Genomic DNA, 13,793 nt, shown 5'->3' with positions numbered 1-13,793 from the left:
CTTAAAAGCTCAGGTTATTAGGGTAATGGTTGGCTATTATCAACCGCGATGTCACGGTCTGCGATGGATATTTGCACATTACCGTTTGTTACCTGAGTATCATAAGCTGCAACAGAATAGGCTCCATCCTCCAGACAGAAGCCATCATAAAGGCGGAAATGCTGTTTTTTCAATGGGCTTGCGACCCAAAGATCGTCTTGATGCTCTCCCACTATCCCGCGACTTAATACACTCGCCTGTGCGAACGGATCGATATTGCTGATGGCGTAAACCTGCTCATCGTTACGTGGGCGGAACACGGCAATCTGTTGCTGCTCGACGAGTGCACACACGCCAGTGCCGGGCAGGATGTCGTCTAACTTACATACGGTCGTCCATTGGCTCATGCGTTTTCCTCCGCTAGTTCAATCTGTTTCACCGGAATACGCTCGGCAGGGCGTGCCGGACGGTGTTGTTGACGTTCACTCACCATTTGCACGTTCGGGTCACGTACCGGGCTGTTAATAAAGTGGGCAAAGCGTTTCTGTGCTTCCGCATCTTCCAGCGTCGCCTGCCATTCGCAGACGTAGCCTTCCCGCAGGCGTGCGATATCGGATTCAAGTTGGTCGTTAATGCCCAGTTTGTCTTTCACAATTACATTGCGCAGGTAGTCGATACCGCCTTCGAGGTTATCCAGCCAGACGGACGTACGTTGGAGCTTATCGGCCGTGCGGATGTAGAACATCATGAAGCGATCCAAATAGCGGACTAAGGTCTCGCGATCCAGATCGGCTTCCAGCAGGTCAGCGTGGCGCGGTTTCATCCCGCCGTTGCCGCATACATAGAGGTTCCAGCCTTTTTCGGTAGCGATGATCCCCACGTCTTTACCCTGTGCTTCCGCACATTCCCGCGTACAGCCGGAAACGCCAAATTTCATTTTGTGCGGCGTGCGGATACCTTTGTAGCGGTTTTCCAGCTCAACGCCGAACCCTACGCTGTCACCGACGCCAAAACGGCACCAGGTGCTGCCGACGCAGGTTTTTGCCATCCGTAATGCCTTGGCGTAAGCGTGGCCGGTTTCAAACCCGGCTTCGATGAGCTGAGCCCATACGTCAGGCAGGTCGTCTTTCTGTACGCCGAATAGCGCCATGCGCTGAGAACCCGTCATTTTGGTGTACAGGTTGTATTGCTTCGCGATGCGACCAATGGCGATCAGGCCATCCGGCGTGATTTCCCCGCCTGCGGAGCGGGGGATCACGGAGTAGGTGCCGTCTTTCTGGATATTGCCGAGGAAGTTGTCGTTAGAATCCTGCAACGGCGTGTGCTGCGGTTTGAGCACGTACTCGTTCCAACAGGAAGCCAGCAGGGACGCGACGGTCGGTTTACAGACCTCACAGCCGTAGCCTGAACCGTGTTTCTCCAGCAGTTGATCGAACGTTTTGATTTTTTCGATTTGGATCAGGTGGTACAGCTCCTGACGCGAATAGGCGAAGTGTTCACACAGGTGATTATTGACTTCGATCCCCTGTTTGCTGAGTTCCGCGTTCAACACCTGCGTAAGCAGCGGGATACAGCCGCCGCAGCCCGTACCGGCTTTAGTGGTTTCCTTAAGCGCCGCGACGGTATGGCAGCCGCCGTTAATCGCTTTGATGATGTCGCCTTTGGACACGTCGAAGCAGGAGCAGATTTGCGCACTTTCTGGCAGTGCATCGACACCCAGCGTCGGTTTCGCACTGCCAGCGGACGCAGGAAGAATCAGCGCTTCAGGAGAATCCGGCAGCGGGATTTTGTTCAGCATGAATTGCAGCAGGTTACCGTAATCCCGCGTGTCGCCGACCAGCACAGCGCCGAGCAGCGTTTTATTGTCGGCGCTGACGATCAGTCGTTTGTAGGTTTCTTTATTTTCATCCAGCCACATGTAGCTGCGAGAGCCTGGCGTATGGCCGTGTGCGTCGCCAATCCCGCCGACATCAACGCCCATCAACTTGAGCTTGGCGCTCATATCGGCACCCTGGAATCGGTTTTCATGCCCTAACAGGTGGTCGACGGTAACCTGTGCCATTTTGTAGCCGGGCGCAACCAGACCAAATGGCCTGCCTTGCCAGGCGGCACATTCGCCGATGGCGTAGACGTCAGGGTCGGAAGTTTGACACCAGTCGTTAATCGCGATACCGCCGCGTGGGCCAATTTCCAGCGCACACTGACGTGCCAATTTGTCTTGTGCGCGGATACCGGTAGAGAACACGATGAAGTCGACTTCCAGCGTGCTGCCATCGGCAAACACCATCGTCTTGCGGCTTTCCAGACCAGAATGTTGGATCGCCTGCGTATTCTTGCTGGTATGCACACGCACACCCATGTTTTCAATCTTGCGTTGCAGCAGGGTGCCGCCCTGTGCATCTAACTGTTCGGCCATGAGCACGGGGGCGAACTCAATGACGTGTGTTTCCACGCCAAGGTGTTTCAGCGCGCCAGCCGCTTCTAGACCTAATAGCCCCCCGCCGATCACCGCGCCGCGCTTGCTACGGCGTGCGCAGTTTTCGATGGCGTTCAGATCTTCAATGGTGCGGTAGACGAAACAGTCTTGCCCGTTTGATCCTTTGATTGAAGGAATCCAGGGGTAGGAGCCGGTTGCCATGATGAGCTTATCGTAATACACGGTACGGCCGGAATTGGAGTGAATGGCTTTTTCACTGCGGTTGATGGTGATGGCGCGTTCACCGAGCAGGACGTTAACGCCATTCTTTTCGTAATAACCTTCGCGTACTAAAGAAAGTTCTTCTACCGTATGGTGAGCGAAGTAAGAAGAGAGGTGGACACGATCGTAGGCAACGCGGGGTTCTTCACAAAAAACGGTAATCTCGTAGGTGGACGTTGGGGCCTTATCCAGCAACTCTTCGATAAAACGGTGGCCAACCATCCCGTTACCGATAACAGCGAGTCTGACTTTGTTCATTTTTGCCTCAAAATTGCTTCTTCTGAGGTTACCTTATCGCGCTACAAAGGCCGCTTATTGATGTACATCAAGTTGTCTTTTATATACTTCTTTGTGGGTATCTTGATGATTTTACTTAATTTTTATTAAGTGTTGGTTTTCATTGGAGTTTTCGGGATTGGCAAAAATGAGATCTATAGCACGCTTTTGGTCAGAAGCCGACTGATTAGCGGCCAATCCGCTATCAGGGTAATCGTCCCTCTCATCAATCATTCACGTTCCTGAAGGCGTAAAAATAAAACTAAGGGATTATCCATTCATTTAGTAAGGATATGAAATTTTCTGGTGATAGTGCTCACAGCTTTATGTGCAAATGCACAGTTATCCGCGACATAATTTCTTCATATGAAAGAAATTGCCTAATGACTAACGGCGTAACAACCTTAATAATTAAAAATAAAACGCTATTTTTTTTTAATTAACACGTGATTTCTTTTTGTGACGCCGATCGACTTATAAGGTCGTACCAGAAAGCGTTATGCGTTTTTTATCTACTAGTCCCAGCACAGGCAGTGAAGTGATTCTTTACTATTTATGTGGCTCACATTCGCAATCGTATACATGAGTTGTGTTAAACATCAAAGCAGGTAACAACGTGAAAATAGAATCAATTGATGTCACCGTCTTCACTTATCCCACACGTCGGGTTTCCGATAGTGCGGGCCATTCACACCCGGGAGCCGAGAATCAGGCCAAGATGGCGCTGTTGACCATCACGGCAGATGACGGCCAAAAAGGTTACGCTTTCGCTCCGCCGGAAGTGATTCGTCCCCATATCGTTAATGCGTTCTTCCGTAAAGTGCTGATTGGGCAGAATCCGTTCGATCGTGAACGCCTCTGGCAGGATCTGGTGCACTGGCAACGCGGCAGCGCCAACCAACTGACTGACCGCGCGCTGTCGATTGTGGAATCCGCACTGTGGGATCTGCAAGGTCGCGTGCTGAACATGCCGGTGCATAAGCTGCTCGGCGGCTATCGTGAAAAAGTCCCTGCTTACGGCAGCACCATGTGTGGTGATGAGCTGGAAGGCGGTTTATCTACGCCAGAGGAATACGGCCAGTTCGCCGAAAAGCTGGTGCAGCGCGGCTATAAGGCCATCAAGTTGCATACCTGGATGCCGCCTGTCTCGTTCGCGCCTAGCCCGAAAATTGATGTGAAAGCCTGTGCGGCAGTGCGTGAAGCGGTCGGCCCGGATATCTGCCTGATGCTGGATGGCTACCACTGGTACAGCCGCAGCGATGCGCTATACATCGGCCGTGAACTGCAAAAGCTCGATTTCACCTGGTTTGAAGAGCCAATGGAAGAACAGAGCATGGCGTCCTACAGTTGGCTGACCAAGAGCCTGGATATCGATGTCATCGGGCCGGAAAGCCTGTCAGGTAAATATTTCAGCCGTGCTGACTGGGTTAAAGAAGGCGCATGCGACATTTTGCGCGCGGGCGTGCAAGGCGTCGGCGGTCTCTGGCCGTGTCTGAAGGTTGCCAGCCTGGCTGAATCTTTCGGTATGGACTGCGAAATTCACGGTAACGGTGCGCCAAACCTTAACGTTGTAGGTGCGATCAAAAACTGCCGTTGGTATGAACGCGGGCTGCTGCATCCTTTCCTCGATTACGACGAACCTGCTGCTTACCTGAATTCGATTGTCGACCCGATGGATGACGAGGGCTTTGTGCATCTGCCGCAACGTCCAGGGCTGGGAGAAGATATTAATTTTGACTGGATTGAGGAGCATACCCTAAGCAAAGAATAGTTTTTCTGCATGAATAGTTGTTTGTTCGATCTGAAAGATAGCCTTACCTAAAAAATAAAAAGTTGTCGTCTTCCATGCTCCCACACCTGGAGAATAATGATGAAAGCACGAGCAATACTCCGTACCCTGCTGTTAGGTTCACTCTGCATGGCCGCTACGCCGGCCATTCTATCGGCAAAAACCCCTGACGATCAGCTGATCGTGGGGATGAACATGAACAACATGCTCTCACTCGATCCGGCCGCCATGACGGGTAACGAAGTGGTGGGCATTATCGTCAACCTCTATGACTCGCTGGTGGTGCTCGATCCGGCCAACCTGAGTAACATCCTGCCTTCTCTGGCGAAAAGCTGGAGCGTCAATGATGCGGGCAACGTCATCACCTTCAATCTGGTCGATAACGCCAAATTCCATTCCGGTAACCCCGTGACGGCACAAGATTTCGCTTGGTCGATGAAGCGTCTGCTTAGCCTCAACATGGCCCAGGCCACGACGTGGAAATCCTACGGCTTCACCGCGGAAAACGTGGAGAAAATGATCCGTGCCAAAGACGATCATACCGTTGAAATTGAGCTGCCTAAGCCGAACGACCCCAAGCTGGTGATCTATTCGCTGGCAACGTTAGGTAGCGGCTCGGTGCTGGACAGTAAAACGGTCATGAAGCACGAGAAAAACGGTGACTGGGGTAACGGCTGGCTGACCACGAACGAAGCCGGTTCTGGTCCGTTCAAGCTGGATGTGTGGCAGGCGAAAGACGTGCTGCGCATCAGTAAGGTTGAGAACAACTGGCAGGGCGACGCGAAAATGCGGCGCGTGATTTTCCGCCACATGACTGAATCACAGGCGCTGCGTCTGATGATTGAAAAAGGCGACATTGACGTGGCCTCTGGGATGTCGGTGCCGGATATCAATGCGTTGAAACAAGATAAAGACGTTGTGGTTGATGAGGTGAAAAAAGGCACGCTGTACTACGTTGCAATGAGCCTGAAAAACGAATACTTCGCTAAGCCGAAAGTGCGCGAAGCGGTTCGCTACCTGATTGATTACGATGGCGTCAATAAGACAGTGATGCCTGGCTACGGCTTCTATCATCAGCGCCCCATCCAAAAAGGGATGGATGCGACGTTGCCGGACCCTGGCTATAAGCTGGACGTGCCACGCGCCAAAGCGCTGCTGGCTGAAGCTGGCTACCCGAATGGGTTTGAAACCACGCTACGTGTTCTTTCCGATCAGCCGTTCCTGAATCTGGCGACGTCGGTACAGTCCACGCTGGCACAGGCGGGTATCAAAGCCAAAATCATCTCCGGTACTGGCAATCAGGTTTACGGCGCGATGCGCGATCGTAACTTCGATATGCTGGTCGGCCGCGGCGGTGGTGGCGTCGATCCGCACCCTCACTCCAGCCTGCGTTCTGTTGTCTATAACCCGGATAACAGCGACGAAGCCAAACTGACCAACTTCCAGGGCTGGCGCACGTCTTTCTACGACAAACCCTTGAACGACATGATCGATCAGGCGTTGTTGGAGAAAGATCCTCAGAAACAGAAGCAGATGTATATCAACGTACAGAATCGCTATGAAGAACTGTTCCCGGCCATTATTCCGGTGTCGCAGATGATCGATTCTGTGGTGTTGCGTAAAGACGTGAAAGGCTATGTGCCGCATCCGTCTTCTACGACGCATCTGCGCGAGGTCTATAAGCAGCGCTAGTGTCCACACGTTAAATCGGATGATTAGCTACACGTTCCCAGCTAATCATCCCGATCAGATACGCTAAAAAGAGATGACCGCGTGAGTGGTGATTTGCTGTCGCCGCTAACCGGGATATCAGGAGAAAGAACATGGTTTTCTCTGATTGGATCAAGCCGGGTGGAGTACTGCGTCGTTTGGCAAAACGTCTGTTTCAGGTCGTCGTCACGCTGTTCGGGTTATTAATCCTGACCTTCGTGATCGGCCGCGTGATGCCAATCGATCCAGTCCTGGCTATTGTCGGGCAGGATGCTGACCAAAGTACCTATCAACAGGTTTACCAACAACTGGGGTTGGATAAGCCGCTATATGTCCAGTTCTTTATTTACTTCAATTCACTGATGCATGGGGATTTGGGCAATGCACTCCTGACCGGACGACCGGTCATGGATGACATTATCCGGGTTTTCCCTGCCACCATCGAGCTTGCCACCATGGCGATTATCGTGGGTGCGGGTTTGGGTGTACCGCTAGGCGTGCTGGCTGCGGCGCGACGCGGTAAGTGGGCGGATTATGTGGTGCGTTTTATCAGTCTGGCCGGTTATTCGACGCCTATATTTTGGGTCGGGATGATGGGGCTGCTGGTGTTCTATGCCTGGCTGAATTGGGTCGGTGGCGCTGGACGGGTTGATATGGCCTACGATGGTCTGGTGGAAAACCGTACCGGTCTGCTGTTGGTGGATTCACTACTGGCAGGCGAGTGGGATGTGTTCCGCAGCGCGTTGAACCATCTGGTATTGCCCGCGACGATTCTCGGTTTCCATTCGCTGGCCTATATCAGCCGTATGACGCGCAGCTTCATGCTGGCGCAGCTTTCGCAGGAATACATCATTACTGCGCGAGTGAAAGGGCTGTCTGAGTTCCGTGTTGTCTGGGCGCATGCGTTTCGCAATATTCTGGTTCAGCTTCTGACGGTGGTAGCGCTGGCGTATGGCTCGCTGCTGGAAGGGGCGGTGTTGATCGAAACGGTCTTCTCATGGCCAGGATTTGGTTCCTATCTGACCGGTAGTCTACTGCTGGGGGATATGAACGCGGTGATGGGGTGTGTGCTGCTGGTGGGGTTAATCTTCGTGACGCTTAACCTGCTGTCGGACATGTTGTATCAAATCTTTGATCCGAGGACGAACGCATGAATATTTCCTCTGAGCCGTCAGTCACTCGTGAGTCGGTAATGCGGACACCGCCCGAAAAACGCGTGAGCCGCCTCCGGCTACGCGGAGCGCGAATCGGCGGGTTTCTCTTGACGATGATGCGCAATCCACTTACCGCGATTGGCTCTGCGATTGTGCTGATGTTGATGCTGGTCGCCATCTTCGCGCCGTGGATCGCCACGCACGACCCGCTGGTACAGGATTTGGCAAACGCGCTACAGGCACCGAGCGCGGCGCATTACTTTGGTACCGATGAGTTTGGGCGCGATGTGTTTAGTCGTCTGGTCTATGGTTCACGCATCACGTTGTATATCGTTGCGCTGGTGTCGGTCACCGTTGGGCCGATCGGGCTGGCGTTGGGCGTGGTGGCAGGGTATTACGGTGGCATCGTTGACACTATCCTGATGCGCATCACCGATATCTTTATCTCGTTCCCCAGCCTGGTATTGGCGCTGGCGTTCGTGGCGGCGCTCGGTCCTGGTCTGGAACATGTAGTGATCGCGATTACGCTGACGGCCTGGCCGCCGATTGCTCGTCTGGCAAGGGCGGAAACGCTGTCGCTGCGTCACGCGGACTTCGTTTCTGCTGTGAAGCTGCAAGGGGCATCGTCTATCCGCATCCTGCTGCATCACATTGTACCGCTGTGCCTGCCATCGGTGATTATTCGTATCACTATGAATATGGCGGGCATTATTCTGACGGCGGCGGGTCTGGGCTTTCTGGGATTGGGGGCACAGCCGCCCGATCCTGAATGGGGCGCGATGATCTCTGCGGGTCGTCGTTACATGATGGAGTGCTGGTGGTTAGTAACTATTCCGGGGCTGGCGATTTTAATTAACAGCCTGGCGTTCAACTTCCTTGGAGACGGCCTACGTGACATCCTCGATCCCAGAACTGAATAAGTCTTCTCAACGAGTGCCGGGAAGCTCGCCCCTGATGGAAGTGGAAAATCTGCGGGTAGGCTTCGTGAACCGTGGTGTTGTGACTGATGCCGTGCGCGGCGTTTCCTTCCAGCTTGGCTGTGAAAAGCTGGCGATTGTTGGCGAATCCGGCTCCGGTAAATCGACAGTTGGCCGTGCGCTGTTGCAACTGCACCCGCACAGCGCGCGAATTACGGCAGATAAACTGCGCTTCGGTGATACCGATTTGCTGAAAGCGGATGAGGCGCGGATGCGTCAGATTCGCGGCAAGCGCATCTCCATGATTATGCAGGACCCCAAATACTCGCTGAACCCAGTGGTTTGCGTCGGCGATCAGATTGCCGAAGCCTATCTGGCGCACCATAAGGTGTCGCACCGCGAGGCGAAGGAAAAGGTGATGGCAATGCTGGACGTGGTGCGTATTCGTCAGCCAGAGCGTGTCTACAATCTGTATCCCCATGAGATCTCAGGCGGGCAAGGGCAGCGCATCATGATTGCGATGATGTTAATTACCGAACCCGAAATCGTGATTGCCGATGAGCCGACCTCAGCGCTGGATGTCTCCGTGCGTTTGCAGGTGTTAGCGATGTTGGACGATCTGGTGAGTGAGCGTGGTCTGGGGCTGATTTTCATCAGCCACGACATCAATCTGGTGCGCAGCTTCTGCGATCGGGTGCTGGTGATGTATGCCGGGCGCGTTGTGGAGTCGATTGCTGCCGCCGATCTGGATAACGCACAGCACCCGTACACACGCGGGCTGCTGAATTCGCTGCCGGATATCGACCACCGACGCCCGCGTTTGCCGGTGATGAATCGCGATCCTGCCTGGATCAACGGATAAAGGGGATAATCATGGCAACTGAAGCAATACATCAGCGTCAGCCGATGATCGAAGTGAATAACCTGAATCTCTCTTTCGGTCAGGGCAGCACGGCGAATCAGGTGTTGTACGACGTGAACCTCACGGTCAACGATGGCGATATCTTTGGTCTGGTGGGGGAATCGGGGTCAGGAAAAACCACCGTGTTGAAGTGTCTGGCCGGATTGTTTAATCATTGGGAAGGCACGCTGCACATTGACGGGAAGAAGCTGGCACATCGGATCGATCGGGCGCGCTGTCGCCGCGTGCAGATGGTGTTTCAGGACCCGTACGGATCGCTGCACCCCCGTCATACGGTAGAGGCGATTCTGGAAGAGCCTCTGTCGATCCACCGTTTTGACGATCGTGACGATCGCATCGATACCTTGCTGGAGAAAGTCGGGCTGGGAACGAACTTTCGTCGCCGCTATCCGCATCAGCTGTCGGGCGGGCAGCGCCAGCGCGTGGCGATTGCCCGTGCGCTGATTCTGGAGCCGAGAGTGCTGCTGCTCGATGAACCAACCTCGGCGCTGGACGTGTCGGTGCAGGCGGAGATCCTCAATCTGCTGACGGAGTTGCACCAGCAGGAAAAGCTGACTTACCTGATGGTGACGCACGATTTAGGCGTGATTTCTCACTTGTGTCATAAAGTGGCGGTGATGCAATACGGCAAGATACTGGAAACGCTGGAGACCGACGATCTGACCAGCGATGTGCCGAAGGATGCCTATACTTCGATGCTGGTGGACGCCAGCCGTCAGTACAGCCGCGATCTGGCGGTGCGTTCGGAGCGTATGGGCTAGGCATACAGTGCGACGATCATCATCATGAGGGCCGAGTCATCGGCCCTTTTTTTGTCTTGTAAGCAGGTTTTCGTTCACAGTTGGTTACGAACAGACTTTTATACGTAAAAAAAGGTAAATGGGTAGCGCTGAAGAGTGCGGATACTTACAATCATTACGCTTTCTGTAGTCGGCCTCTTCAAAAAGGAATTCTCATGTTCAAACGTACTCTGGTTGCGGCAGCAGCCCTTATTTCACTGACGGCATTTTCTCCAGCCTTTGCGGCCTCTGGCACCACTCATGTGCTGTTGACGACATCCGCAGGCAATATCGAACTGTCTTTAGATAATCAAAAAGCGCCGGTTTCGGTAAAAAATTTCGTCGAGTACGTTAACAATGGCTTTTATAACGGGACGACATTTCATCGTGTGATCCCCGGTTTTATGGTGCAGGGCGGCGGTTTTTCTGGCGAAATGAACCAGAAAGCGCCAAATGCGCCGATCAAGAATGAAGCTGACAACGGCCTGCGTAACCAGCGTGGCACTATCGCGATGGCGCGAACCGCTGACAAAGATAGCGCGACCAGCCAGTTTTTTATCAACGTAGCGGACAACGCTTTCCTCGATCATGGCCAGCGTGATTTTGGCTATGCCGTATTTGGTAAAGTGGTGAAGGGTATGGACGTCGTGGATAAGATTTCTCAGGTACCAACGAAAAACGTTGGACCTTACCAGAATGTGCCGACTGCACCTATCGTGATTCAGTCCGCGAAAGTGCTGCCCTGATTGGCAAGATAGATAAGCAAAGAACCGAGAATACAAAAGGCCACGTCAGTGGCCTTTTGCGATCTTAACGCTTCAATTCGCGCATTATTCCAGCGCTTTTGCCATCTGCTGTAGCCAGGCATCCACGCCAGTGCTCGGCACGTTCAACTGACGGTAGGTCGTGGTTGCCACGGGATAGCCGCCAACCTCTTCCTGACTGTTCACGAAGCCACCTGTCCGCTGTTTGAAATTCTCTACGATACGTTTATCGACGGCATCACGATCTTTGGGGCGTGCGCCCGCACTTTGCAGTACCTGATTGGTGATTGCGCTGGCCGGTGATGCCGTTAAGCCCGCAGGCCAAATAGGGGACACCTTGAGTAAAGTAATCCCGCTGCCTGACGTTTGTGGCGCGGTTTTTCCCTTGGCATCATACGCGAGGTTATCTGACATCCAGACATCGCCAGAGCTGTTGCTTCCTACCAGGCCTAAACCTGCTTTGGTATTTGCGCCATAGTGCATCACGTTACCCGCAACGGAAACGCGTGGGCTGGCGGGCATAGTTTTCCCTTCCCATTCTCCTTTGACTCCGCCAACGCGCACGCCCCAAATGCCGGGGTTGTAGATCAGATTATTGACCATGACGCCCGTTGAACCCGCCTTGAACCAGGCGTTGCGCTCGTTGTTGTGCGCATACAGGTTGCCAATGATTGACACATCAGTCACGTTATCGTGAACCAGCGTGCCCATCGAGTGAATGCCTTTGGTGTGGGCTGAGTCGTATAGGCCTTCAGCAACGATATTATTCGAGAGCGTGATACGGTGCGCGGTGCCCTGTGGTCCGTCGTAGCGTGGGCCGGAAATAGACAGATTTTCGTCTGTCCCCCACGCGAAACTTGAGTGATCGATGACAACGTTGTAAGCATTTGCGCCGTTGATTGAAACATCGCGCTCAAAGCCGCTTTTCTTACCCGTACCGGCATCGCCGATGCGAAAACGAATATGCTGCATGAGCACATCATGGGTGCTAATTCCCATTCCGCCACGAATAATCGTGATGCCGGGAGAAGGGGCCGTTTGACCCGCAATGGTGACAAACGGTTCGGTTAGCCGAAGGTCGCTTTTGTTCAAGTCGATAATACCGCCAACCTCGAAAACGATAATGCGCGGCCCTTTGGCGGCTAGTGCTTCCCTGAGTGAGCCGGTCCCGGAAGAAGCCAGCGTTGTAACGCGAATAACGCGTCCACCACTGCCTGCCACGGTATCCGTTCCGAATCCTTTCAACTCTGGTGCTGCTGGTGTGGCGGCGCTAGCCATCGGTATGCCAACACTGAATACTGTACTGGTGCTGAACAGTGCGGCGAACAGAAGAGAACGTTTCATTTCATTTCCTTGAATATTAACGACAAAAATGAGCGAGCCTTTAGGGCTCGCTCAAGTACGGCCCGAACGATAGATCGACGGGCATTAAGCTTGCTTGCCGGCTCCTGTTAGCACAGGACAATGAGGGTAGGAGCCTGAAGTCCGCTTATTTACTCTTCTCGACTAGTTGCAATTTGCTGCTGTCAGTACGGCAAGGTTTTTGTTCACGCCAGCATAATTTGCCAGCTTGTCCTTCACGCACTGCGCTGAAACCGGGGAGTAGCTGTAAGGAACAGAAGCGAACGTGCCAGTGCTTTTCCAGTCTTCAGCATTCACGTAGGGTTTTGTGTCTTTGTCCCAAGTGATGTTGTATTTCGCGAAGTCGGCTGGGCTCATGACGTTATTGTTACGCAATTCCCAGGTACCGAAGTTGGAACCGTCGTAGCGTGAAGTCACAGGGTTTTTCGCATTTTCGAACCAGTTGCGTTCGATTAACGCAATCCCTTTCTGGCGCACGTTCAGGCCGGAGCTGGTGATACCAGTATAGAGGTTATTATAAGCGTGAACCTGACCACCACGTTGCAGTGGGAGGCGAGCGTTAACATCGTCGTAAATATTGTGATGGTAAGTCAGGTCGCGGCCCGTATCGCTGCTGCTGAAGCCGCTCAGCCCCACTTTTTTGATGCCGTGAATGTAGTTGTACGAAATGGTCACGTTGGTAGACGCTTTCTTGATATCAATCGCCGATTCAAATGTGGTATCACCGTCTTTTGTACCTGCACATTCAAAGTTTTTCGCGAAGATTTCGTTGTGGTCAATCCAAACGTTTGGCGTGTTATCGATGCGAATCGCATCACCGTCCTGCGCGCCACCTGGCATGTAACCAAAACGCATGTTACGGATGACAACATCGGATGATTTCGTCAGCCAGATCCCGAAGTTAGCGGAAGAACCGTTGGTGCCGATGATGGTAATGCCTTTGGTAAACTCTTTGATTTCCACGCCGCGCGCATCTTTCTTCCACTGAGCGCAAATATCGTTCTCAGCAGCTTTGATCAGCGCATCTTCATTACCGTTATAGGTAATGACGAGCGGGTAAGCCCCACCTTTGACTTTCTTACCCTTGGAATCCAGCTTCGCCGCTTCGATAATATCAATGATATCCTGCATGGAACGCGCAGTTTTGTTCACGGCACCAGCCACGTTACCACCGTCAGTGGTAGCATAACCCCCCGTATTTGCCGCCATTGTTGGCTGGGCTGCAAGTAATAACAGCCCAGCGGCTGTAGAAGGCAGTAGGTATTTCATTCAGGTACTCTCCTTGGAATTGAATTTTTTTGGGCATTTATGATCCACATAGCCCAGATTATATTATTAGGTTGTTTCAATAAAAGTGAAATCAAGGTTTATTGAAATCCCGTTTAAGTGTTATCATAAAAATAAAATAATTCAATATTTAGATATTAAATACATCAGACGAAT

At 52.8% G+C, this 13,793-nt stretch carries 11 protein-coding genes; 7 read left to right on the top strand and 4 right to left on the bottom strand.

Annotation, left to right across the window (positions count from 1 at the left end):
• Positions 1-17: 17 nt before the first annotated feature.
• A complete protein-coding gene (nirD, locus tag E2566_RS19495) occupies positions 18-386 on the bottom strand; it encodes a nitrite reductase small subunit NirD (protein WP_010277621.1) in 369 nt (122 codons plus the stop codon).
• Positions 383-2,935, bottom strand: a complete 2,553-nt coding sequence (gene nirB / locus E2566_RS19490; RefSeq protein ID WP_107168876.1) for a nitrite reductase large subunit NirB — start codon at positions 2,933-2,935, stop codon at positions 383-385. The genes nirD and nirB overlap by 4 nt, the downstream gene beginning before the upstream one ends.
• A 634-nt stretch (positions 2,936-3,569) precedes the next feature.
• Here nirB and E2566_RS19485 point away from each other — a divergent pair.
• The 7 genes from E2566_RS19485 (at position 3,570) to ppiA (ending at position 10,970) form a co-directional block, all read left to right on the top strand.
• Complete coding sequence (locus E2566_RS19485) at positions 3,570-4,724, top strand: mandelate racemase family protein (protein ID WP_107168952.1); 1,155 nt, start codon at positions 3,570-3,572, stop codon at positions 4,722-4,724.
• 99 nt (positions 4,725-4,823) lie between these two features.
• Positions 4,824-6,434 carry an ABC transporter substrate-binding protein gene (locus E2566_RS19480; RefSeq protein ID WP_107168875.1) on the top strand — a complete coding sequence of 537 codons (1,611 nt, stop codon included), beginning with the start codon at positions 4,824-4,826 and terminating at the stop codon, positions 6,432-6,434.
• Positions 6,435-6,565: 131 nt separating this feature from the next.
• Complete coding sequence (locus E2566_RS19475; RefSeq protein WP_039492138.1) at positions 6,566-7,606, top strand: ABC transporter permease; 1,041 nt, start codon at positions 6,566-6,568, stop codon at positions 7,604-7,606.
• 38 nt (positions 7,607-7,644) lie between these two features.
• Positions 7,645-8,526 carry an ABC transporter permease gene (locus E2566_RS19470; protein ID WP_103158211.1) on the top strand — a complete coding sequence of 294 codons (882 nt, stop codon included), beginning with the start codon at positions 7,645-7,647 and terminating at the stop codon, positions 8,524-8,526.
• A complete protein-coding gene (locus tag E2566_RS19465; RefSeq protein ID WP_370642183.1) occupies positions 8,498-9,385 on the top strand; it encodes an ABC transporter ATP-binding protein in 888 nt (295 codons plus the stop codon). Before E2566_RS19470 ends, E2566_RS19465 begins: the two co-directional genes overlap by 29 nt.
• A gap of 44 nt (positions 9,386-9,429) precedes the next feature.
• Positions 9,430-10,206: an ABC transporter ATP-binding protein gene (locus E2566_RS19460; RefSeq protein ID WP_205543208.1), complete on the top strand. Its 777-nt coding sequence runs from the start codon at positions 9,430-9,432 to the stop codon at positions 10,204-10,206.
• 194 nt (positions 10,207-10,400) lie between these two features.
• A complete protein-coding gene (gene ppiA / locus E2566_RS19455; RefSeq protein WP_107168872.1) occupies positions 10,401-10,970 on the top strand; it encodes a peptidylprolyl isomerase A in 570 nt (189 codons plus the stop codon).
• An 84-nt stretch (positions 10,971-11,054) separates the two neighbouring features.
• Here the strand turns inward: ppiA and pelZ are convergent, their stop codons facing one another.
• Together pelZ and pelC are read right to left on the bottom strand one after the other, a co-directional pair.
• Positions 11,055-12,332 (bottom strand): pectate lyase PelZ, encoded by a 1,278-nt coding sequence (gene pelZ, locus E2566_RS19450; protein ID WP_107168871.1) that lies wholly within the window; start codon positions 12,330-12,332, stop codon positions 11,055-11,057.
• 162 nt (positions 12,333-12,494) lie between these two features.
• Positions 12,495-13,619: a pectate lyase PelC gene (pelC, locus tag E2566_RS19445; protein ID WP_107168870.1), complete on the bottom strand. Its 1,125-nt coding sequence runs from the start codon at positions 13,617-13,619 to the stop codon at positions 12,495-12,497.
• Positions 13,620-13,793 lie beyond the last annotated feature (174 nt).

This window comes from Pectobacterium punjabense, from assembly GCF_012427845.1.
GTDB classification, from domain to species: domain Bacteria; phylum Pseudomonadota; class Gammaproteobacteria; order Enterobacterales; family Enterobacteriaceae; genus Pectobacterium; species Pectobacterium punjabense.
The sequence above is the reverse complement of the archived record's forward strand: the minus strand, read 5'-3'. Positions and strand labels throughout refer to the sequence as shown.